Source organism: Ruegeria sp. C11 (assembly GCF_056537725.1).
On the sequence record NZ_JBQFSB010000004.1, the window covers coordinates 1 to 22,665 of the forward strand.

Below are 22,665 nucleotides of genomic sequence, written 5' to 3' on the forward strand. Positions count from 1 at the left end.
TCTTAAAAAGTGTCGCGGGATGGAGCAGCCCGGTAGCTCGTCAGGCTCATAACCTGAAGGTCGCAGGTTCAAATCCTGCTCCCGCAACCAACTATAGCGAACCAGCCGCCGCAAGGCGGCTTTTGTCGTTCTGGGCCAGCCCAATCATTGCTGCAGGGCACCCTCCAGTTCGATCTGCACGCCAACCCGTTCATGTTGGATCGTGACACGTTCGATCAAGCCCCGGATAGTCTCCAAAGCTCGTGTGCGGATAACTTGCCACGGTGATCGGGGACATCGGCCATTCAAACCAATAGCAAATGTCAGGTGTCAGCGAGGTGCTGATGTCTGGGTTTGGTGGGAGGATTGGAGGGCCCAATAGCCGACTTCGACCATGCTTCGGTCTTTTGTCAGCGCAGCAAGTCGTGAATCGCTCATTCCGGACGTTCAAAACCAAGTTCTGATGGCTGGTGAGCGGACGTAGCCGCCGTTAGCTTCAATGATGTGCTGGTCCTTGAGATGAACCTAGTTTCTTTGGACAACTCAAACCTTCCCGAGTGTGTCTTTTTCATTTGGCACAGATTTCACTATATTGTTCCTGACTGTTCTAATGGTCGCGGAGACCTGGTACGGCCACCAACCTCCGGCAATTTGAGGAATGCAAATGACGAAGTACTCGGCACCTGCGGAAGAAGCTCCGCATGCTCGGACTTGGATGTGTTGGCCGACGCGGGCTGAAATATACCAGTATGGTGATCGCCCGGAAAAATATCATCAAGATGTCATGGCAACGATTGGGCGATTGGCAAAAGCGATTGCTGAGCATGAACCGGTATCAATGTGCGCTCCCGAAGACCAACACGGAATTGCCCGCGCTGTTTGCGGCGAAAAAGTGGACCTTGTTTCAATTCCGACCGACGACATGTGGGCGCGTGACACCGGACCTGTTTTTGTTTCCGGTGAGTACGGCGAACTGGCCGGGATCACACTAAATTTCAATTCTTGGGGAGAGAATTGGCACCAACCGAATGACGCTCAGGTCTCAGAACGAATTCTCGACTATGCGGGCGTGCATGAAATCAAAGCATCGATCGTAGGCGAAGGTGGTGGCATCGAGTATGATGGCGAGGGGACGCTTCTGCTCACCGAAAGCTGCTGGGTCAATGAAAATCGGAACCCGCATCTGTCGCGCGATGAAATAGAAAGCGAACTCCGTCGCGTTCTGGGCGTTGAACATGTCATTTGGCTGAAGGGCGTTTCAGGCGAAGAGGAAACAGACGGTCATATCGATGGGTACGTTCGCTACATCCGTCCAGCGCTCGTACTCATGAGTGGGATGGATGAGTTAGCAGTTGAATGGGAAGGCAATGACGTTTGGAATGAAGACTACCGCGATGCCCGCGAGCGCCTTAGAAAAGCACGGGATGCCCAGGGCCGCAAATTCGAAGTCATTGAGCTTCCGTGGGCAAACAAATCTCGTTCTAAAGATCCCCGTTTTTTTACAAGTTACGCAAACTTTTATGTAGGCAACAAGGCGGTATATTCTCCGCATTTTGGAGATGACAAGGCAGATCACCGTGCCGAAGAAACCTTGTCAGCGCTGTTCCCCGACAGAACAGTCGTCATGCTTGACGTTGACCGAATTTATGAGAACGGAGGCGGCATTCATTGCGTCACCCAACAAGAGCCGGCCTCGGGCTCTTGATGAGTTTTCGACGCGTTCAACTTGACTCGATAGCGATGGCTGCTTTCAACAGTAGCGGTCGTTCGTCAACAAACCGCGAAGGTCCGATTTGTGGACCCAGCTATCTTTGACCCAGCCAGCGCATTGGCCGCTCTCAGCCCAAACCAGACCTTTGACTGGAGCTTGGTTGCAAGTAGCTTGAGGATGAAATCGGCATCAGAATTCTGCCTCAAAATTTTGGCAAGTATCGATCCAACAGGGCATCGACCAACCCTTCCTGAAGTTGGTAGCCAGTTGCTTCATCCACACGCAAAATATCTTCAAGAATAATAAGTTGTTCCATGCCCGTCGTCATGGACAATCGCTTCGCCAGGTCGTCAATTTCTTTCGGCTCCATCAATGAGTGAACTGGTGTAAGTGCTTCCGAAAAAGCCGCCACTCTTCTGGCACCACGCATTTTAACCGTTCCATCCTCAAGTGATGCCTTGAGTGATTCAGCCAGAAACTGCCGGAAGTGCGCCTCATGAACCCGAGAAAAATCCAGATAGTAGCGCGCGACGACATGTACACGGCTTCTGACGTTTTTCAGCCCTCTAAGAAGTTCCGACGTTGGAGTAACTTCAAGATCGAGCGTCGCATCCAAAGCCAAGACACTTGGGTCAGAAAAGTAACGATAGACCGTCGCGCGGCTGGTTTTGGCGCGTTCAGCGACTTTTGCCAGCGTGACTTCCTTGCCTTCTGACATCAGTTCACGTGCAGCGGAAAGAAGTGCTTCTCGCGTTCGGTTGATTTGATTTGTACGAGGCGCCAATTTCAAGCCTTTTGTGATACACTTGTCTCATAAGTAGATATATGTATCATAAGAGTAGTATGTTTCAAGTAAAGGGAGTCGCAGCAATGACTGAACCTCGCCCGCGAGTTTACCATCTTCTTGGGAACCTTCTGACCTTTCACGCCTTTCCAAGTGAGACCGGAGATCGTTGCACAATTGTTGAGATAAAGACGGCACCGGGTGCCGGTGCGCCGCCTAATCATCATGCCGGCGAAGACGAGAGTTTTTATGTACTCGATGGTGAATTCGAGTTCTTTTTGAATGGGGAGACAGTCAACGTCAAAGGTGGTGACTTCGTCAAAGTCCCGGACGGCGCAGTGCACGCTTTTACTTGTACCGGGGAACAGCCTGGCCGGTTACTCTGCATAAACGCCCCCGGCGAGATGCATGACACTTTCTTTACCGAAGCTGGCGAAGCAATGCCTGACGGTACGACAGACATTCCGGCGCCAGATGGACCGCCAGACATTCCGGCGATCATGGCCGTAGCAGACCGAGTGGGAATGACGATCCTGGTGCCTGCGGACATTCCCAGCTAACGAACGCGCTTACACAACTCCGCCCTGCGAAGTGGAGGCTTTGGAAACAAGACTCTGTCGTACGCTCCACCCGGCAATTCTAGCTGCCGGCCCGAAGCAGACCTTAAAATGACTATTCGCCATTGGCCGCATGGCGGGACTTTCCGTTCATTAGGTTTTCGAAAGTCGCTGAAGCAGCAACCCTTCGCGGGTGCAGCGTGGCTCTTGCGCCGGCGCATCAGTTTTCCGCTTCCGGTCATTCGGAAGCGCGTGTGGAGCAGGATATCAGATCAGGCATTCGCTGCGCGCCTGCTGGAGAAGCAAGACTCGGACAGAGCGTTCATTTACTGCGGTCCAAAATTGCCGAAGTCAACGGACGAGCATATGGGCAATTACGCAAGAACTGCAACAGTTCCTTCGAGTGTGCGCTGTAGTTTGCAAACGGCGCAAACCGGTGACTTAACGCCGATAGTTTCTAAGTTTGGCTTTAGGCGTTTCTTTGCTTCGGTTAAGAGTGTCGCTGAGGTCCCGAAATCCGAAAACGGAATATAGTGGCAGTTCTCCTTCAAGCGTCTACTCATTTCCGCCACCTTGTTCTTCGATGCGCCCAAGCGCACTTCTGAACGCTTTTGGCCAATACTTTTTGAAAACCGCTCGTGTCGAACGCCTAGGATTGCGTGTATTTATACTTGCAGTTCGTATTCTCCATCGACGGTCACTTCACCGTTTGCCGCAAAAGCGCAGGCTTCTTCGAGAGCCGACGTCACCGTGCCGGATACCGAAAACTTTTGTTGAATCGCGATTTTCTTCATGAGGTATTGGCGTGCGCCGATTTTGATTTCGAGGTCCAGTCGCGCCACGGCAAGGTCAATCAGGGATTTGATATAGGTGCTGATCTTTTCCATGACCGCGTTCACGACGACCTTCGCCCGTTCGCCAAGCGCTGAGGTCATTTCCGAAATCTTTTCCTGGGTCCGCTCGATAATCGGACCGGCGGCGTCCATACCTGATTGAACCGCGGACCGTATAGCGCCTTCGGCGAAGTCCCAGATCCGACGGATCCAGGTGTCTTCATCGGTGTCCACAACCGTGTTGAGGACACCGACAGAGTATTTCATGCTATCACCAAAGTGGGTGGCACGCGATAGTGCCTCGTCGTGCAAGTCTTCTGTCAGCGTCAACGGTATCATGTTTTGTCCTCAAATCTGGGCGTCGCCGGGATGATGTCCCATAGGCCCTCACGTTCTTGAAATAGGCCAGTCACTCCTGTCACAATACGCATTTTCGAAGTCTCAAGCCATGTCGAAGCAACTGGTGCGATGCCTGTCCGGAAAAACGCTTCGATCACCTCTTCGCGTTGATAAGTGACATCGCTGGTCATATCGTCAAAGCCGCCCCTTGCGACGGCGCGGGACCGGTTTTCATCGCAGAGCAACGCGTGCAACAAGTCTGCGGCGCAGTCTCGCTGCCGGTTCAACCGCGCAGTCTTTTGCGCGTCGTCATCCAGCAAGCCGGTGGCCTTTGCTGCCACACGGTCTGTCCATGTTATGAGTGGCACGGCTACCGGTTGATCGCCCAAAGCCCACTCGTCCTGGTTTTGCACCCAAGCCAGGGTACGACGGGCGCCTTCATGTCCGCGTGCGACAACTTCGATTTCTGACTGCCGGGCAGGATGGTTCAAAACCCGTTCTCGCACCCAATCTTTCCGAACCGGATGCTTTGCCAGGCTGGATTGCAACAGCTGGTCGAGGAACTGATTGGCGCCCGTGACAAAAAACCAATCCCCATATTCCAGCGTGAGAAAGTGCATGCCGGCTACTTCGGGACTGCCGTAGACCATGCCATTGATGTCCACGATGCGCCGCACTTTCAGCCGCGGCACGCCGGTTTCATCCCAATGGCGTCTGATCTCGTCGAGGTCCTTGGCGGAGATTAACCGGGCGAAGGAATTGTAACTCGACCGGCCGGTTTCCACGTGAACCTCGGTTGTGCGCAAGCTAAGCCCGAGCATGATATCGCCGGTGCAAGGATCGACGTTGATGTGAAAGAGCGCATCCGTTTGGCCAATAGGCAAAAGAAATCCGCGGGACATGACAGCAAAGTCATCGATCACATCGCTTTCGGGATCAGAATGCAAGGCGTGCAGTGTTTTGACACCTTCTGTGGCGACCGCCACAACATGCTGGACATCGGGCGGGTCTCCGACCTGCTCGCGGCGCTCAGTCATAAGTGACATCTGAGCTTCTCGCCGCTGCCGTCGTCCCAGTTCAAGAAACAACTCCATATCACGGGCCGGCGTTGTATCGCTGGGTTGGATCCGCCCTTTCCGGTACCGGGTCGTTGGCTCACGCTTGTCGGGATCGGGTGGCTTGAAGAAATATGCGAGGTCCTCAGGCGGCAGGTCGGCGAGACCACAGACCCAGCGTTTCATCATGTGTTGCGCCGCAACGTGAAACTCTTCGGTCGGCAAGGACAAATCTGGAATGGCATCTTCATATGTCCCAAATCGCGCAGTGTGCTGCAGCAGATTGAACGCCATAGATCCGGATATCTCGGCGGAATGCGTTTGGCGCCAGGCGCTTACGACGGATCGCACGGCAATGTAGCCGGCAAAGTAGACTGCATTCTCTGTCCGCAACACCGCTTCGAGGTGGGACTTGGCCTCTTGCTGCAGTGTATCGGCAGTGGCCGCGTCAAAGTCCTCGACAAAAGCGCTATGGGCTTGGGCCAGGGATTCCGAGGTGTATGTCTCGCCGGGATTGAAATCCACCAGATTTCGCAGGCATCGTGTCAGAATAGTATCGGTGTGCCGGTCGCGCTGCGGGTCAGCCGCCGTTTCGGCATAAACCGCAATACCTTCAAGCCACGGCGTCCAGACATCCTGCAGGATCTGCGCTTTTGCCGCCAATTCGAGGCAGATTTCCGCCTGCCGCAGTGCCAGAGTGCTAGTCCCGCGCCGGGGCGCCAACCCCTTTTGCGTAACAAACGCCCCCATGAAATCGCCTTGTGTGATGTCTACGCCATCCAAGCCCCAAAGCACCATTTCGGCGCGGTACAACGCGGTGCGCAAGGCTGTCAGCGCCCACCCTAAACCACCGTTCAAGGTGATCGCATGGGTCACTTCATGCGAAAGCTGCAATAGTTGCTTGCCAAAGGAGCGGTCGCGCAAGAACGATCGATTGTGCGGAACACACCGGAGGATCGCCGGGTGCTGTATTGTGCGGGTGATCCAATCCGTCGAGACCGATGTCTTCAGCTCGTCAGCCGTCAGATCGAACCAGCGATCATCCACGAGCGAGAGGAAATTCAATTCGACAGGCAGCCTGTCTTTCCATGTTTGGGTCGCTTCGTCCTCAAATCGCGACAGCGCGTAGATTTCCGTGACATCCGCATTCGGCGGCATCAACCCTACCCGTTCCTCTTCCGAATAGAACCTAAGCAGCGTGAGCAAGAGCGGCCGAAGGTCGGAAAAATGGACGAACAAGCGCCACAATTGATCGAGGCAATTTCTCAGAAAGGGCTCTTCCACGCCTTCAAGACGACTGACGGCGATTTCGCTCAGTGCAAAGGCTTCGGCTCTCCGGCTTGGGTCTTTGACCGCAGCATTTCTCACGGCATGCGCAAGGAAAAACGCGCAGGTGGCAATCTGGTGCTTGCGTTGCGCCTTTTCCGCCAAGGCGAGCGCAAATCTGCCGACCGGCTCTCCGAAATCCGGTGCGTTTCGCAAGATATCTATGGCCATAGACGCGAGGTTGTAGGCAAGGTCAGCCTCGCCGAGATCCAACAGGACTTTGGCATGATGAAAGCAGGCGTTTCCAAGCGCCAGTTCTTCGGGTCTGTCCGAAAAATTGATCTCCGTTTGCGACAGGCGAACGGCGACCAACACGGCGCTGTCAAGCAGCGGCGTGAAGCGACAGGCACTCTCCTGCGCGGCTATCCGGTAACCCGAGACGGCCCGTGCAGCATCGGAGGGAAAATGATCAATTTTTCCAATGAACAAACGCAGAAAAATGGCCCAGTACCCAGCTGTGGGCGGCGTCGAAGATTGAATGGCTTCGATAAAGTACTTTTCAAAAAGAGTCGCGTACGCCGGCCGATCGTCATTTAAGGCGGCTTCAATCGCGACCGTGTCTTCCGCCGAAATTGGTATCAAGGCTAAGGATCGGTCGATTTCCTTAATGAACAACTCCCTATAGCCTTGGATTGCCATGTGTGTCGCTTCTTGGTTTGCGCTACTTGGTGCGTATCGTTACAGCCTTCCTTGGATTGATCAAGTTGCTTCAGGGAGCGGCCAGAAAATCTCGATAAAGATCTCTTCAGAGAATTGGAAACGCGCAAGGTATTCGAACGACCGCCCCTTCCGCGACCTGTAAATTGCTGTCCAAGTCCTCGCTGCGCCAAGGACGAATGGCGGCTATCTCTTTGGCCTTGCATCGCTGCAAATCGAGCAGCTGCAGCAATTCGCGAACCGCACATTCCGGACGTTCAAAACCGGGTCTCAGATGACAGTAAAGCAGAATTTTGTGAATTCGCTGCGGTTACGCCAATGACTACTTTTGAAACTTTACAAGCACGCTGTTCGTTCCTATTGAAAACCTATGCAGGGGAGTCCCGCCAAGGGGACTGAGAGGCTGAGTGGGTGAAAACCCGGTGACGCGACCCTTTGAACCTGACCCAGTTGATACTGGCGTAGGAAGCTAAGGTCGTATTGCCAAATCTGGCCCCTGCGATCTGATCAAGGGGCTCGTGTTGAGCCCTTGCCTCCTCACCAAATTCATCTGGTTCTTTTTCGGCTTGAGCTTGAGGAGCGCCAAAATGAATGTCCCAAATCCGAAAATCACCACCGGTGAATTGCCCGCGTCGCGCAAAATCTATGTAGCAGGTGAGCTGCATCGCGATATCCGCGTGCCCATGCGCGAGATTTCAACCCACCCGACAGCAGGAGAGGCGCCTCTGCCGGTCTATGACAGTTCCGGCCCCTATACGGATCCTGACACCCTGACCGATATCAAACAAGGTTTGTCGGCGCTGCGTGTCGAATGGATCAAGGCGCGTGGCGATGTCGAGGAATATGACGGGCGCGAGATCACCGACGCCGACAACGGATTTGTTCAGGGTGACAAACTGACGCCGGAATTTCCGGTCAAACCACGCCCTCTGCGTGGCAAGGACGGCGCAGCGCCGACCCAACTGGCCTATGCTCGAGCGGGCATTATCACGCCAGAAATGGAGTTTGTAGCGATCCGCGAAAACCAGCTTCGCGAGACATCACCCTGTCTTCGGGACGGTAATGATTTTGGGGCTCGCATCCCCGATTATGTGACGCCGGAATTCGTACGCGCCGAGATCGCAGCCGGGCGTGCGATCATCCCCAACAACATCAACCACCCGGAAAGCGAGCCGATGATTATCGGGCGCAATTTCCTAGTCAAGGTCAATGCCAATATGGGCACCTCTGCCGTGACCTCTTCGATGGAGGAAGAAGTGGACAAGATGGTCTGGGCGATCCGGTGGGGCGCGGATACGGTGATGGACCTCTCTACTGGGCGCAACATCCACAACACACGCGAATGGATCATCCGCAACAGCCCGGTGCCGATTGGCACAGTGCCGATGTATCAGGCGTTGGAAAAGGTGAACGGCGTCGCCGAAGACCTGACCTGGGAGGTGTTCCGCGATACGCTGATCGAACAGGCCGAACAGGGTGTCGACTACTTCACCATCCACGCCGGTGTGCGCTTGCATATGGTGCCTATGACGGTGAACCGGGTGACTGGCATTGTGTCGCGTGGCGGCTCGATTATGGCCAAGTGGTGTCTGTACCACCACAAGGAAAGTTTCCTGTATGAGCACTTCGCTGAAATCTGCGAGATTTGCCGCCGCTATGACGTGGCGTTCAGCCTTGGTGACGGCCTGCGCCCTGGCTCGATTGCCGACGCAAATGACAAGGCACAGTTTGCCGAGCTTGAGACACTAGGCGAGCTGACCAAAATCGCCTGGGAAAAGGATTGCCAGGTGATGATCGAGGGGCCGGGTCATGTGGCCATGCACAAGATCAAAGAGAACATGGACAAGCAGTTGGAATGCTGCCACGAGGCGCCATTCTACACACTTGGACCGCTGACCACGGATATTGCACCGGGCTATGACCATATCACCAGCGGCATTGGGGCGGCGATGATCGGATGGTTCGGTTGTGCGATGCTGTGCTATGTCACGCCCAAGGAACATCTGGGTCTTCCCGATCGCAATGACGTGAAAACCGGTGTGATCACCTACAAGATTGCCGCCCATGCAGCGGATCTGGCCAAAGGTCTGCCCGGGGCGCAGCGGCGTGACGATGCGCTGTCTCGCGCACGGTTCGAATTTCGTTGGGAAGATCAGTTCAATCTCTCGCTTGATCCCGAGACGGCGCGGGATTTCCACGACCAGACCTTGCCCAAGCAGGCGCATAAAGTGGCGCATTTTTGTTCTATGTGCGGTCCGAAATTCTGCTCGATGCGGATCAGCCACGACATTCGCAGCGAAGCGCAGAAAGAGGGAATGAAGGCCATGACCGAGAAGTTTCGTGATGGCGGCGATCTGTATATACCCGTGACTGAGCCTGATGAATGATCACGATTGAAGGTGCTTGCATTGCCGACCTCGCGACGGCAATGCAACTTGCACGCTTACTGCCAGCCGCTTTAAAGCCATTGACTGCTAGGCAGGCCTTTGAGAGCGTGGCAAGTTCACAAATGCGGTAAAGCAGCCTTTCAGATGTGCCTTAATTGCACCTGCAGCGAATGACGGTTATGTGGCCGTATCCCTTGCCTTGCCCCACAGATTGCAGGCGCGGCGAATGTCAGCAAGGTCCGCACTTCAGCCGCTCGCACCGCTTCGGTGGATGTCTGCTTCGAGCCCAATCCTGCCAGCATTCGACACATTTCGAATTGTTGGTTTGGGCTTTAGGCAATGCGAAACAGACATAAAGGAGCCGTTTGCGTATCAGAGCAAAGAGATCGCGTTGATCACCGTTTCGCGGTTTTGAACAGCGCCCGTTTGCAAATATTCCATTGCTCTGAGCGCAGCTTCATGGGCTTGGAGGGATGACCCGCCGACGCAATCCTCCACAACGCGGCAGAAGTAGTCTGATTGATGGCCATCAACGAACGTGTAGTGCACACAAACATCGGTCAGGCCCCCGCATAGTATCAGAGTATCTACCTTTAGGCCGCGCAGCAGAATTTCGAAATCGGTTCCAAAAAACGCAGAATATCGCCGCTTCGGAACCAAATAGTCACCAGTGCGATATCCCATCTCTTCTTTGGCAACCTCTGTCCGCGGATCACCTTCGAGACAGTGTATGTCCTCATCGCCATCCAGCTCCCGGCCGAAGTCGATCTGGTCGGAACGATGAACTTCCTGAATGAAAATGACGGGCACATTGTTTTGATGTGCGGCATCAACCAAATCGCGCGCAGCGAGCATCCGTTCCTTATAACCCGGCATATTGTCGATTGAGCGGACTGCGCTGTTATCAATGAACGTGCTCTTCTGAATGTCGATCAAGATCAGGGCGGGTCGACCCTCGATCAGTTTCTTTGCATTTTTGTGTTTGGTTGTCATCTTCGACCTCAGTTTTATCTGGTCGTCCTGACTAAGCGCCGTTCCTGACCGGGTCGTCCCGGCGGGCAGATCAATTTTGCCTAAATGGGCTAGGGCGCTTGGTCAAGGGTATGGGTATATTTGCATTGGGATGAATAGCAGACGTTCACACCCAGACCGGCATTATCGGCTTTATCCACTCACAAATCTTAAGCGGTTGGTGGTACTAATGTCCGGTTTGCGCCGTTTGCAACTTGCCGCACGGCAATACTCAGGCCACCGATGAAGATCTGCTCAGGGCTCCACTGCAGCCATTCACTGCGGTGCGCTTGGACTGGCGGTCAGAGCCCAGAGCGACGGGTGCTGTGCTTGAATGGCTCCTTCCACCTGTATACATATAGCAGATTGCAGAAGTACGTATTGGATACTGCAGTTGGGAGAGATCGACATGACAACCCCAAACCTGACCCGGAGAGCTGTCGTTTCAACCGCGGGGGCCGCGCTTCTCATTGGGGCCGCCGGCCTTACCTTGCCGGCACGCGCGCAAACTGTTGCGGCCACTCCGACAATGCGGGGAGGAGCCAATAATTACCGCCCTGGCGCCCCGATCATGGAAAGGATCGGCGGTGGCGGCTTTTGGACCACTGGAACCGTGCGACGCGCGGGCGACGGTGCGCCCCTTGCCGGCCGGCGCATTCAGGTGTGGGCCCATACGACCGAAGGCCACGAACGGGACGCGCGGTCTCATGGCGCGACGCTTACCAACGCCGACGGCGTATTCCGCATCGAGATGCCACAGATTGTACCCGCCTTCGGTCAGCCACATGCGCATCTGGCTTACGATGCAGAATACGATGATGGCGGCTTCGAGACGGTTTTTTTGCGACCAGTGATGGAGAGGGCATCGGACACGAGCCTGCATGTTGAGTTCGTTCTGCGTCCTGTCTGATGAGCTTAATGCGCGGCGTGGTCGCATGGGGGGCTCTAGCCTTGGCAATTGCGGTGCCCTTGATCGCCGCAGCGCAAAGCCCGCTTCTGCAATGGCGCGAGCCGCTCTATGTCATTGCCGGATTTTCTGGGATCGTCGGATTGGCGCTTTTGCTTGTTCAGCCTCTTCTAATCACCGGCGTGCTTCCGGGGATTCCGGCGCGGCGCATCCATATCTGGACCGGAACGGCACTGGTTTTCGCGGTGGTTGTCCACGTGGCGGGTCTTTGGGTCACGAGCCCGCCGGACGTGGTGGATGTCTTGCTGTTCCGCTCTCCGACTCCGTTTTCCGTCTGGGGTGCGGTGGCAATGTGGGCCCTCTTCGCAACCGCCATCCTTGCTGCCGTGAGAAAGCAACTGGGACTGCGCATCTGGCGCCTCGGCCATAGCGTGGCGGCGGTCGTGATCGTGACAGGCACAGTCGTACACGCCTGGCTAATTCAAGGTGCGATGGAGGACGTGACGAAAGGGGCGCTCTGCGTGATCGTTTTGGGGGCAGGAGCATGGGCCTTGTGTCGCCGCCGCGTATGGCGAATGCTCCGCTAACTGAGGCGACAACAGATCGTGCGTAGCGGACCGTTCGTCGCCCACATTCAGGAAAGCCGGTGCAAGCAACATTTAGGTAGCTGCGCAATTCCCTGAACTGCATGGCTCAAACGGACGTTCATGGACGACGCGGCGAAAGCGCATTTCGACCGCAATTCAGACTTTAAAGGACTTGAACCGCTCGTTCAGGAATGGCAACCCAAAGGGAACCCAGCGTCACGTAGGAAATGTCATATGAAAAACCTTGTTCTAACGTGCTGCTTTGGAACTATTTCCCTAGCGTTCACCGTGGTTCCGTCGGCTGCACAGCCCCGGCTAGGCTGGGCGTATCAGATTGATGGGCTTGCCGCGTTTCAAGGGGATGCGGATTTGAGTGACGGTGGCAAGTTTTCTGCAAGTCGAGCGTTTCTACGTGCCACCGCACTTTATAATCTGGAAGGCGGAAGCTCCGTTGGGCTTTCCACCAGCTTTGGCAAGCTGGATTACAATTTCAGCCAATCGAACAACCAGCCTTGGGAAAACATCCGTGACCTTCGCGTAGCTGTTCCTGTGCGGTTTCGTGTGGGTGATACAACAACGGTTTTTGTGTCGCCACAGATCAGGTGGGACTACCAAAGCGGGGCTTCCTCATCTGACGGCAGAACCTACGGTATTTTCGCAGGTGTTGCATGGCAACTGAACGAGCGCCTGACGATAGGCCCGGCCTTTGGCGCGTTTTCTCAATTAGACGAAAGCGGTACTGATTTTTTTCCGGCTCTGCTGATCGACTGGGACATAAATGACCGCTGGAACTTGAACACTGGTTCTGGTGTCGGAGCGACGCAAGGTCCCGGGTTGACGCTGAGCTACGCGCTAAATGAGGTTATCAACCTTTCGTTGAGCGCACGATCAGAGAGAATCCGTTTCAGGTTGGATGGGGATGGCCTCGCCCCGGATGGGGTGGGTGAAGATAAGAGTATCCCTGTAGTTCTTTCTGTTGGGTACAACCCGAATCCTGGGGTTTCATTGAGCGTATTTGCAGGCGCAGAATTTGACGGCCGCCTGACGCTAGATGATGCGAATGGAGTGGAAATTAGTCGGCAGAGCTATGAAACTGCGCCATTGGTTGGGCTGGCGTTTAGGGTCAGGTTCTGATCACGGGCATTGAGCCAGTTTGCCAGATGTGTGCGGAGGTTTTCTCGCGGCTGAGTTCATACTTCTGCTTTGTCCGCGATCAGTGAATTCGTTCGCCCGCTGATTTTGCGTATGCAGCGAATGGTGGGTTTGACGGGCGGGGCCGCAGCATTTTGAAGGCGGTCTGCGCGATTGAACTGGAATTAGGGCAAGACTTTGCAAAGGGCGCTAACCGCGCAGAGCGGACGTCCTTGAACGGCAGCTGTACGACCGTATCCGCAGCACTGTCGAAATTAGATTTGGACTAGGCATTCCCGCTTAAAAGCGAAATAGTTCGGCAAAGGCCAAATCCTGCTCCCGCAACCAACCTTATCATTCAGTTATAAACACTTAACCTCGCACAACGCGGGGCTTCTTGTGTACGCCAAACCCGCTGGAAGTACTCCCGTCAGTTCCTGGCGAACTTCACCGCTGTTCTGAGGACGTCAGATTAAATCTGTAATTCTGGAACATCATGAGTGGTCCAATTTTTGGGCGCTGTTTCCTTTATTCAAAGAATCCGTTGGCGTTGATAAAAAATTCCGTTTGTTCCTAGTTAGCTTTGAGTTTGATTTAATCGTCACCATGCTGGTTAATTGCTAGAATTTCACCTTTCCTCGCTGAGGGAGAGCGAAAATCCACCTTTGTACGGGACTTGTACGAGAGTTTTCAGAACCTGGCTGTTTGCTCCTGCGAAGTTCAGCAAGTCGCGCGAACTTAGGGACGGCTTGAGTTCCTCTAAGTGTGTATTAGTAGGTGTAGTTTTCGCGACCCCGGCAGGATTCGAACCTGCAACCTGCCCCTTAGGAGGGGGCTGCTCTATCCAGTTGAGCCACGGGGCCTGCGAACCTCTCTGTACCCGCCTTTTTCAGGCTTGTCATCGCCTTTGCGCAACAGTTGTAAAGATTGCCCTGTTCACGCTACCATCCGGTAAAACAAGCAATGCAGGTACCCTCGTGACCACAGATACAAAACGCCCGCTCACCCTTCGTGATGTCTCGGAAGCGTCCGGAGTGTCAGAGATGACAGTGAGCCGGGTTCTGCGCAATCGCGGGGACGTATCCGATGCCACTCGCAAGCGCGTTCTGGCGGCGGCCAAAGAGCTTGGCTATGTACCCAACAAGATTGCGGGTGCATTGGCATCAAACCGGGTGAACCTTGTCGCGGTCATCATTCCCTCGCTGTCGAACATGGTCTTCCCCGAAGTTCTGACCGGTATCAATCAGGTTCTGGAAGACACGGAACTGCAACCGGTTGTAGGTGTCACCGACTATCTGCCCGAAAAAGAGGAAAAGGTTCTGTATGAGATGCTGTCTTGGCGTCCCTCTGGCGTCATCATCGCCGGGTTGGAACATACGGATGCTGCTCGGGCGATGCTGGATTCGGCTGGCATTCCGGTTGTTGAAATCATGGATACCGACGGAAAGCCCGTGGATGCCATGGTTGGCATTTCACATCGTCGAGCCGGACGCGAAATGGCGCAGGCGATTCTAAAGGCCGGGTACCGCCATATCGGCTTTATGGGCACCAAGATGCCGCTGGACCACAGGGCACGGAAGCGGTTCGAAGGGTTCACCGAAGTTTTGGGTAAAAACGGCGTCGAAATCGAAGACCGCGAATTCTATTCCGGTGGATCGGCCCTGGCCAAGGGGCGCGAGATGACAAAGGCCATGCTGGAGCGATCGCCGGATCTGGATTTTCTGTATTACTCCAACGATATGATTGGGGCAGGGGGGCTGCTTTATCTGTTGGATCAGGGTATTGACGTGCCTGGCCAGATCGGATTGGCGGGGTTCAACAATGTGGAACTGCTTCAGGGTTTGCCACGCAAACTGGCCACGATGGACGCCTGCAGGCTGGAGATTGGGCGGAAGGCGGCCGGGATCATTTCCGAGCGGCTGGAAAATCCGGATGCGGAAACAGAGGTTCATCTGAACCTGACTCCCAAGATCAGCTTCGGCGACACACTGAAACGGCGCTGAGACTGTGGCACAGCAACGGTTGGGCAATCGCGCGGCGCGGGCGCTTTTTCTGGACCGCCATGCATTGTTGGAACAACCCGCAGGGCCTGCCACGGGCGAGTACCTGCTGACCCTGATCCATCGACTGGGGTTCGTTCAGCTTGACAGCATCAACACTGTGGCTCGCGCCCATGACATGATCCTGTTTGCGCGACGTCCAACGTATCGCAGCCGGGATCTTAAGCAGCTTTACGAACGCGACCGCGCCCTGTTTGAACACTGGACGCACGATGCGGCTGTTATTCCGATGGAGTTCTATCCCCATTGGCATCTTCGGTTTCAGCGCGATGCGGAATTGCTAAGGTCGCGGTATAAGAACTGGCGGCGGGGCGGGTTTGAAAAACAGTTCGAAACGGTTCTTCAGCATATTCGTGATCAGGGTCCGGTTGGTTCATCCGATGTTGGAAAGGATGAAAAGAAGGGTTCGGGCGGTTGGTGGGACTGGCATCCGTCTAAAACCGCGCTGGAGTATCTTTGGCGATCCGGCGCGTTGACGGTTGTCGGGCGCGAGGGGTTTCAAAAACGATACGATCTGACCGAACGGGTGATCGACACGCACCTGCATCCCGGTCTGTCCCCCTGTGATGTCGAAGCCACCGTCGACTGGTTATGCAATGCAGCGCTGGACCGGCTTGGTTTTGCAACTTCGGGCGAATTAGCGGCTTTCTGGGACACGGTTTCTTCGGCTGAGGCAAAGGAATGGTGTCTGAGGGCCGTGCAAGCCGGGGTCATAGAGGAAATTGAGATTGAATGCTGCGACGGGCGTGTTCGCAAGGCTTTTGCCCGTCCGGAAACACTGGCGGAGGTGGGGAAACTGCCTGCAGCCCCTGGGCGCATGCGGGTTCTGAGCCCTTTTGATCCTGCGCTGCGCGACAGAAACCGGGCGCTTAGACTGTTTGGCTTTCACTACCGGATCGAGGTTTTCGTGCCGGAACCCAAACGGGTGTACGGGTATTATGTGTTTCCCCTTCTGGAGGGCGACAGGCTGATTGGCCGGATTGACATAAAGGCGCATCGAAACTGCGGTGAATTGCAGGTCAAGGCCCTTTGGCCGGAACAAGGGGTCAAATGGTCAACCGCAAGATCGCGACGGTTGGACGCCGAACTGGAGCGGGTTCGCCGGTTTTCAGGCATGGACCACGTTGTCTATGCAGATGGATGGCTTCGCGATTCAAAGTAGGTATTTGACGATCAATCAAGAAAACCCCGGCTGTCGACCAGCTTTTTCAACTCGGCCAGCGACGATTGCACGCCTTGGCCTGATGTGTCCAGTTGCGCCTGAGCACGGCCGTACAGTGCTTCGCGGCTTGTCAGGATCGATTTCAGTTGTTCCATCGCCTCGGGATTTCCGGCCATCGGGCGTTCATCACCCTGTGCCCGCACCCGATCCATGTGTTCAACCGGCGATGCACGCAGCCAGATGGTGTGGAACCTGCCCAGCAACGTGTTGTAGGTTTCAGGCTCGGCCACAATACCGCCTGCCACGGCAAGGACCATCTTGTCATGGGTTTCGATGACCCGGTTTAGGGCGCGGGATTCCAGTTTCCGGTACCCCTCTTGACCATAAAGCGCCATGACCTCGGCCACCGGCATCCCGGCCTGTTCTTCGATCAGTGCGTTCAATTCCACGAAGGGCAGATCGTATCGGGCGCCAAGCAGGGCGCCCAGAGTGGACTTTCCCGCCCCTCTCAGTCCGACAAGGCATATTCTGTTGGCGCGCAGGACTTCTTCGGGTTCCGGGCTGAGTGCATGCAGCACCATCTTCTTCACGTCTTCACTGGCGTTTCGATAGAGATCGGCAACACGCAACGCGTCGGAACTCCAGGGGTCATCCTCGCTGATCAGCCATTCGATGCGGTGATCCAGCGCCTTGGCAACGCGCTGCAAAAGGCCGATTGAAATATTGCCCTCGCCCGCCTCAAGCTGAGCCAGATACCGGGGAGACACACCGGAGATTTCGGAAAGGACACGACGCGGGATGGCCCGCATCTGACGGGCTTTCCTCACTCTCTCGCCCACGCGGGATATGAGTTCGTCTACCGAAGCTTCGGCCGGGTCAGAGCCGTCCTGTGCCGTGTCGTTGTCTCTGAATCCTCTGGTTTCGCTCATTCCGCCGTGCCGTTTATGTGAAATAATGCACAAATTACGACGGGCGGACCGGAGGGGCAATCCCAATTGCCGAACGGTCCTGCAATCTCAATAGGTTTCGACGTGATAGCGACCGCTTTCGCGCATGGTATTGCGCAGGTCGCCCCAATCCAAACCTACCCCACGCGCAATATCACCCAGGGCTTCTTCAACGCCCTGCTCCATGGCTTTCAGGCCACAGACGTAGATGTAGAAATTCGGATCGGCCAACAGTTTCCCAACCCTGTCGGCCTGTTCACGCAGCTTGTCCTGAACATAGTGTTTTGGCTGTCCGTCCTGACGCGAATACGCAAAATGCTTGGTCAGAAATGCGTCGGGTACTTTTTTGAGCGGTCCGAAATACGGCAGTTCCTGCGGACGGCGCGCTCCGAACACCAGGGTCAAAGAACCGTTCAGCGAAGGGTTTTCGCGTTGGCGTCGCATGGTAAAGGCGCGAAACGGGGCCGAGCCGGTACCGGTGCAGATCATCAAAAGCTGCGCATTAGGGTCTGATGGCAGCAGGAAGGTTGCCCCAAAGGGACCGGTGACCTGAACAGAATCGCCGGGCCGGAGATCACAGACGTAGTTGGAGCAAACCCCCAGTTCCTCGCGCTTGACCGTCAGCGAGAGGTTGTTGAAATTCGGTCGCTCTCCGTCGCGGGGGCTGGAAACCGAGTAAAGCCGGGGCAGGTGGGCATTGCCGTTTTCGTCGGTGCCCGGCGGGATAATCCCGATGCTTTGTCCCTCGAGCACCGGAAAGGGCAGTGACCCGAAATCCAGAATGATGTGCCGGACATCGCTGTCGCTGTCCTCTGCGGTAAGTCGGAAATTGCCGGTGACTTTTGCCAGCGCCGGTTTGGCCAGCCCATACATGCTGATTGAAGGTTTCGAAGCCGTTGCCGGCGCCCGGGCCTTGCCGCCGGCGCCTTTGTGAGCCTCTTCCAGCAAGGCCTCGATCGCCTCGTCCAGCGCTTCTATCTCGCTTTCACCCGAAACCTCTTGCTGCTCAGGCAGTTCCATCCAGTCATACTGATCTTCCAGCGAATACGGTGTGGCGACCACACGCCAGTTGTCGATCGAGCCTGTGGGACAGACGGGGATGCAATCCATACAGCCATTGCATTTGGACGCGTCCACGACGACGTTCATGTCGTCGTGTTCGATGGCCTCCTCGGGGCAGGTCATCTCGCATGTGTAGCAACGAATGCAGATTTCAGGGTCGATCAGGTGCTGCTTGAGCGGTTGGTTCATGAACTCTCGCGGTTTTTGGACAGGATCACGTCAGGCAAAACCAACGTTTCGATCAGTGCTTCGCACAGACCGACGCAGTCGGAACACCCGACACAGGGTCCCTGCAGCGCGGATATCTGACCGGCGAGGGATTTGAGCTGCGGCGTCTCGGCCTTGGAGCGGTTGATCTGCATTGCGGGTCTCCCCTTGTGAACAAGCCGGTTTCAGCGAACAGGACAAATGATGAGTCCGTCAATGCTGTTTTCGTCACAAATTGTTTCCATTTGCGGCATCCGGCCTGGATTCGGGCGCTAGGCCATGTGCAGTTTGACGTATTCGAAATCGCCTGGCTTGTTGTCGATGCCCACCTTGGGCGGGGCAATCCAGCTGGCATATTCGCCGGGCTCGTAACAGGGCTTCATCAGGGACTGGATGAAATCGCCGTCAGCGCCGGACGGCAGCCAGTCCTGCAGGCCACGTTCGTATTCTTCAGCGCTGACAAGTTTGCCTTCCGGGTTGAACCTGTGATCCGCAAAGACGCCGATCTTGCGGTTGAACGCCTCGTGCGGAAGCGCCAGTTCAAACTCGACACCCAGTTTTTCGATAATCTTGTTCCAGCGGCCGACGCCACCGGCGGCGTCCTTGGTATAGTCATCCCGCAAGCGCATGTTGATCGCGGTCAGGGCAGGGACCTGTTTTGCCACGGCTTTTCCGTCCTCAAGATCCCAGACCGTGTATGTGTCGTTCTGCAATTTGTGGTCATCCTTCAGGCGGCTTTCCATGTACCGGCCCTTGATCCCCGCGTTGAACGCATTGGCGGCGTTGGTCGACACCTCCTGCCCGAACAGGTCCAGAGACAGGGTATAGTGCAGATTCAGCTTTTTCTGGATCGTCGGAAGGTCAATGACGCCAAGATCGCGAATTCGGCCGACGTCATAAGGGTCGTCGATCCCGTTTTCCTTCATGACTTCGCAGGTGCGCTGAATCGTACGGCCAACACCGGTTTCACCCACGAACATGTGGTGCGCCTCTTCGGTCAGCATGAAGCGGCAGGTCCGGCTGAGCGGGTCAAAACCGGACTGCGCCAGCGATTCCAGCTGCATCTTGCCGTCCCGGTCGGTGAAATAGGTGAACATGAAAAAGGATAGCCAATCCGGCGTTTCCTCGTTGAAGGCACCCAGCATCCGGGGCGCTTCTTCCGAGCCCGACTGGCGACGCAGCAGATCATCTGCTTCTTCCCGGCCATCGCGACCGAAATACTTGTGCAACAGGTAGACCATCGCCCAGAGGTGCCGCCCCTCTTCGACGTTCACCTGAAACAGATTGCGCATGTCGTAAAGCGAGGGCGCGGTCAGAGCCAGCAGGCGCTGTTGTTCGACCGAGGCAGGTTCCGTATCACCCTGAATGACGATCAGGCGCTTTAGCATGTTGCGGTACTCGCCCGGAACCTCCTGCCACGCGGGCTCCCCCTTGTGTTCGCCACAGGGAATTATCCGTTCCTCAACCTGTGGAGCCAGCAAAACGCCCCAGCGGTATTCCGGCATTTTCACATAGTCGAACTTGGCCCAGCCTTTGGGGTCCACACTGACGGCGGTGCGCAGGTACACTAGCGAGTCCTGAAAGTTCTGCGGGATCAGATCGTTCCACCAGTTGATATAACCGGGGTGCCACTTCTCCAGCGCCTTCAGCACCTTTTTATCCTGACTTAGACCCACATTATTAGGTATCTGGGTGTCGTAACTTACGTTGATCAGGTCGAGCATATCTCTCCTCCGCCGGCCTTACACACGTTCCATGTCATATTCACCGCGCAATCCGCTGCCATAGCGTTGCAACGCACCATCCGGCCCAACAGCGTTGGGGCGCTGGAAAATCCAGTTCTGCCAGGCCGTCAGCCGACCGAATATCCGTGTTTCCATCGTTTCTGGTCCCGCAAAACGCAGGTTCGCCTCCATCCCCGTCATTGCGTCCGGGGAAAAGCTGGCGCGTTCCTCCAGAAAGATGCGCACCTCGTCTTCCCAGTCGATATCGTCAAAGGCATAGGTCACCAGCCCCAGCTTTTCTGCGGCTTCGGCATCCAGAGCCTCGGCCATGTGTTCCTTCAGCGCCTCTGCGCTGTCGGGATCACCCCAAAACCGCGTGGCCAACCGGGTCAGATCGTTGCCCATGGGGTAGGTGCCGAAATTGCCCTCGCTCAGAGTGATCGCCGCCAGCGGTCGATTGTCGCCCTCGAACTCGTCCAACATCATGTAAGACCGGTCCACGGCCCACAGCAGTTCAGCCAGCATCCCGGCGTAACATGACCCGTGCTCCACCAACGCCACAAGACTGCGGGAGGTCATGTCGACCCGCTTCAGCACGCGTTTCCAGTAGTGCAGAATTTCGCTGGCCAGCCAGTTGTCGTGATTGTCGAGCAGGAACTTTTCGTGCGCCAGAACTTGTGCGGGGTCGCCCTGGGTCTGAAAGACGATCAGGCCAACCTTCCGCTCGTTCAGGCGCAGATGCAAAATGGCGTCATCAAGCTCTCGTGCGGTCCTGAGGCTCCAGGTTTCTGCGCCCTGCTTCCACAGCTCATCGGTATTGGACGGCGCATCCTGTTCCGGACCCCTGATCATTATCGTTGCAGTGCCGGCAGTTTGGTCCAGTGCTACCTCGACGCTGGAATAGGTGATTGACCCATCATCGCCAAAAGTTCTGGTAAGCGGCTCTAACACAACACCTTTTAGGTTGTTTGGCTTGTTCGCAGCACTTGCGAATTCACGGGCGCGCTCCTGCACAACTTCATCAAATCTGGAATTCGGGGCGATTTCGTCGACAAGTTTCCAGTCTACGGCCCGCTGACCGCGCACCCCTTCTTCGAGGGAACAGAACACATCCGCCAGATCACGCCTGACCTTGCGTTTGTCCGTCACACGGGTCAGCCCGCCGGTTCCTGGCAATACCGCCAGCAACGGTACCTCTGGCAGGGCCACCGAGGATGAACTGTCATTGGTCAGCATGATGTGATTGCACGCCAGCGCCAGTTCATACCCGCCACCAGCGCAGGAACCCTTGATGGCCGCAACGTATTTCTGCCCCGAATCTTCTTCTGCGGCCTCATAAGTGTTTCGCGTTTCATTGGTGAATTTGCAGAAATTCACCTTGTGCGCGTGGCTGGCGCCGCCCAGCATCCGTATATTGGCACCCGCGCAGAACACGCGATCCTTTCCGGATTGCATCACGACAACCCTGACCTCGGGGTGTTCAAACCGCATCCGCTGCACGATATCGGACAGTTCGATATCCACGCCCAGATCATATGAATTCAGCTTCAGATCATACCCGGGGCGCAGCCCGCCTTTCTCGTCCACGTCCATGAACAGATTGGCAATATCGCCATCGTATTCGACGCGCCAATGGCGGTACTTCGAGGGATCAGTCTGAAAGTCGATGCGCTGGGGCATGACGGGTACCTCATGTGACATCCGGGAAGTGTAGTTTGCAGATACTCCAGCGGCAAGGCGTTATTGGCAAAATAATGCATTTATGACGCAAATTATTACGGCATGCTCGCGGTTTTCTGCAATATCTTGCTTAATTCGGGTGTGAATGCAGGTGCTGAACGCGTCGCTTCAGCTCTGAAACGTCAACTCCGAATACAGGGGCAGAGTTGCTGAAGTCCTGGATCTGCCGCTCCACCATCCCGCAAAGCCGCAGGACGGCATTGGGACGTCCCATGATCTTCTTGAGATTCGCGTTCGCAAGCTGGATGCAGGCCTGCACCATGGTGCGCTCATCCGAGTGCCGCGGCAGACACATCCAAACGGGTTCCCAGACCTCATGCGCTTCCCAAAAGAAGCCGTGATCAAACAAGACCCACCCACCCTGCCAGGCGTCTGATGCCCTGATCTGAGCCACGGACATTTCGGGCCTGACCGAGTGTACAAGCGCGGAAAAAAGCCCGTCCGGATGCCGCGCGGTCTGACCCGGGACATATGCATGATCGGGAAAAACAAGGCGCAC

At 55.7% G+C, this 22,665-nt stretch carries 19 protein-coding genes, 2 tRNA genes and 1 riboswitch; of the genes, 10 read left to right on the forward strand and 11 right to left on the reverse strand.

Going from position 1 to position 22,665, the window contains the following annotated elements:
* Positions 1-13: 13 nt before the first annotated feature.
* Positions 14-90 (forward strand) — tRNA-Met (locus ACR0NA_RS08700).
* A gap of 553 nt (positions 91-643) precedes the next feature.
* Positions 644-1,684 (forward strand): agmatine deiminase family protein, encoded by a 1,041-nt coding sequence (locus ACR0NA_RS08705; RefSeq protein WP_480728054.1) that lies wholly within the window; start codon positions 644-646, stop codon positions 1,682-1,684.
* A 208-nt stretch (positions 1,685-1,892) separates the two neighbouring features.
* Here ACR0NA_RS08705 and ACR0NA_RS08710 read toward each other — a convergent pair whose 3' ends face one another.
* The gene (locus ACR0NA_RS08710; protein WP_480728056.1) at positions 1,893-2,480 is read right to left on the reverse strand and encodes a TetR/AcrR family transcriptional regulator; all 588 of its coding nucleotides are present in this window, start codon (positions 2,478-2,480) and stop codon (positions 1,893-1,895) included.
* 80 nt (positions 2,481-2,560) lie between these two features.
* On the opposite strand from ACR0NA_RS08710, the gene ACR0NA_RS08715 reads away from it, so the two are divergent.
* Positions 2,561-3,034 carry a cupin domain-containing protein gene (locus tag ACR0NA_RS08715; protein ID WP_480728058.1) on the forward strand — a complete coding sequence of 158 codons (474 nt, stop codon included), beginning with the start codon at positions 2,561-2,563 and terminating at the stop codon, positions 3,032-3,034.
* 662 nt (positions 3,035-3,696) lie between these two features.
* Here the strand turns inward: ACR0NA_RS08715 and ACR0NA_RS08720 are convergent.
* Positions 3,697-4,203 carry a hypothetical protein gene (locus tag ACR0NA_RS08720; protein ID WP_480728060.1) on the reverse strand — a complete coding sequence of 169 codons (507 nt, stop codon included), beginning with the start codon at positions 4,201-4,203 and terminating at the stop codon, positions 3,697-3,699.
* Positions 4,200-6,464, reverse strand: a complete 2,265-nt coding sequence (locus ACR0NA_RS08725) for a hypothetical protein (protein ID WP_480728063.1) — start codon at positions 6,462-6,464, stop codon at positions 4,200-4,202. The genes ACR0NA_RS08720 and ACR0NA_RS08725 overlap by 4 nt, the downstream gene beginning before the upstream one ends.
* A 21-nt stretch (positions 6,465-6,485) precedes the next feature.
* Between ACR0NA_RS08725 and ACR0NA_RS08730 the strand changes: the two genes are divergently transcribed.
* Both ACR0NA_RS08730 and thiC read left to right on the forward strand, forming a co-directional pair.
* On the forward strand, positions 6,486-7,121 hold the full coding sequence (locus ACR0NA_RS08730) for a hypothetical protein (protein WP_480728065.1): 636 nt from the start codon (positions 6,486-6,488) through the stop codon (positions 7,119-7,121).
* A gap of 484 nt (positions 7,122-7,605) precedes the next feature.
* Positions 7,606-7,726: riboswitch (TPP riboswitch) on the forward strand.
* Positions 7,727-7,828: 102 nt separating this feature from the next.
* Positions 7,829-9,628: a phosphomethylpyrimidine synthase ThiC gene (gene thiC, locus ACR0NA_RS08735; RefSeq protein ID WP_480728067.1), complete on the forward strand. Its 1,800-nt coding sequence runs from the start codon at positions 7,829-7,831 to the stop codon at positions 9,626-9,628.
* A 372-nt stretch (positions 9,629-10,000) separates the two neighbouring features.
* On the opposite strand, the gene ACR0NA_RS08740 is transcribed toward thiC, so the two are convergent.
* Positions 10,001-10,621 carry a cysteine hydrolase family protein gene (locus ACR0NA_RS08740; protein ID WP_480728070.1) on the reverse strand — a complete coding sequence of 207 codons (621 nt, stop codon included), beginning with the start codon at positions 10,619-10,621 and terminating at the stop codon, positions 10,001-10,003.
* A gap of 427 nt (positions 10,622-11,048) precedes the next feature.
* Here ACR0NA_RS08740 and ACR0NA_RS08745 point away from each other — a divergent pair, with 427 nt between their 5' ends.
* From ACR0NA_RS08745 to ACR0NA_RS08755, 3 genes are all read left to right on the forward strand, one after another.
* Complete coding sequence (locus ACR0NA_RS08745) at positions 11,049-11,549, forward strand: twin-arginine translocation pathway signal (RefSeq protein WP_480728071.1); 501 nt, start codon at positions 11,049-11,051, stop codon at positions 11,547-11,549.
* Complete coding sequence (locus ACR0NA_RS08750) at positions 11,549-12,133, forward strand: ferric reductase-like transmembrane domain-containing protein (protein ID WP_480728073.1); 585 nt, start codon at positions 11,549-11,551, stop codon at positions 12,131-12,133. Before ACR0NA_RS08745 ends, ACR0NA_RS08750 begins: the two co-directional genes overlap by 1 nt.
* A gap of 120 nt (positions 12,134-12,253) precedes the next feature.
* Entirely contained in the window at positions 12,254-13,267 is a 1,014-nt protein-coding gene (locus ACR0NA_RS08755; RefSeq protein WP_480728076.1) for a hypothetical protein, read from the forward strand.
* Positions 13,268-14,053: 786 nt separating this feature from the next.
* Here the strand turns inward: ACR0NA_RS08755 and ACR0NA_RS08760 are convergent.
* Positions 14,054-14,127, reverse strand: a tRNA-Arg gene (locus ACR0NA_RS08760).
* A 114-nt stretch (positions 14,128-14,241) separates the two neighbouring features.
* On the opposite strand from ACR0NA_RS08760, the gene ACR0NA_RS08765 reads away from it, so the two are divergent.
* Positions 14,242-15,267: a LacI family DNA-binding transcriptional regulator gene (locus ACR0NA_RS08765; RefSeq protein WP_170653423.1), complete on the forward strand. Its 1,026-nt coding sequence runs from the start codon at positions 14,242-14,244 to the stop codon at positions 15,265-15,267.
* A gap of 4 nt (positions 15,268-15,271) precedes the next feature.
* Complete coding sequence (locus ACR0NA_RS08770; RefSeq protein WP_480728078.1) at positions 15,272-16,486, forward strand: winged helix-turn-helix domain-containing protein; 1,215 nt, start codon at positions 15,272-15,274, stop codon at positions 16,484-16,486.
* An 11-nt stretch (positions 16,487-16,497) separates the two neighbouring features.
* Here the strand turns inward: ACR0NA_RS08770 and ACR0NA_RS08775 are convergent, their stop codons facing one another.
* The 6 genes from ACR0NA_RS08775 to ACR0NA_RS08800 all read right to left on the reverse strand — a co-directional run bounded on the left by ACR0NA_RS08775 (position 16,498) and on the right by ACR0NA_RS08800 (position 22,665).
* Entirely contained in the window at positions 16,498-17,415 is a 918-nt protein-coding gene (locus tag ACR0NA_RS08775) for a helix-turn-helix transcriptional regulator (protein WP_480728080.1), read from the reverse strand.
* An 87-nt stretch (positions 17,416-17,502) separates the two neighbouring features.
* Positions 17,503-18,684, reverse strand: a complete 1,182-nt coding sequence (gene boxA / locus ACR0NA_RS08780; protein ID WP_480450971.1) for a benzoyl-CoA 2,3-epoxidase subunit BoxA — start codon at positions 18,682-18,684, stop codon at positions 17,503-17,505.
* Positions 18,681-18,857, reverse strand: coding sequence for a hypothetical protein (locus ACR0NA_RS08785; protein WP_480728082.1), 177 nt, complete (start codon positions 18,855-18,857; stop codon positions 18,681-18,683). Before ACR0NA_RS08785 ends, boxA begins: the two co-directional genes overlap by 4 nt.
* A 117-nt stretch (positions 18,858-18,974) precedes the next feature.
* Positions 18,975-20,426, reverse strand: coding sequence for a benzoyl-CoA 2,3-epoxidase subunit BoxB (boxB, locus tag ACR0NA_RS08790; protein ID WP_480728084.1), 1,452 nt, complete (start codon positions 20,424-20,426; stop codon positions 18,975-18,977).
* A gap of 18 nt (positions 20,427-20,444) precedes the next feature.
* Complete coding sequence (boxC, locus tag ACR0NA_RS08795) at positions 20,445-22,106, reverse strand: 2,3-epoxybenzoyl-CoA dihydrolase (RefSeq protein ID WP_480728087.1); 1,662 nt, start codon at positions 22,104-22,106, stop codon at positions 20,445-20,447.
* A 130-nt stretch (positions 22,107-22,236) separates the two neighbouring features.
* Positions 22,237-22,665, reverse strand: coding sequence for a DUF309 domain-containing protein (locus ACR0NA_RS08800; protein WP_480728089.1), 429 nt, complete (start codon positions 22,663-22,665; stop codon positions 22,237-22,239).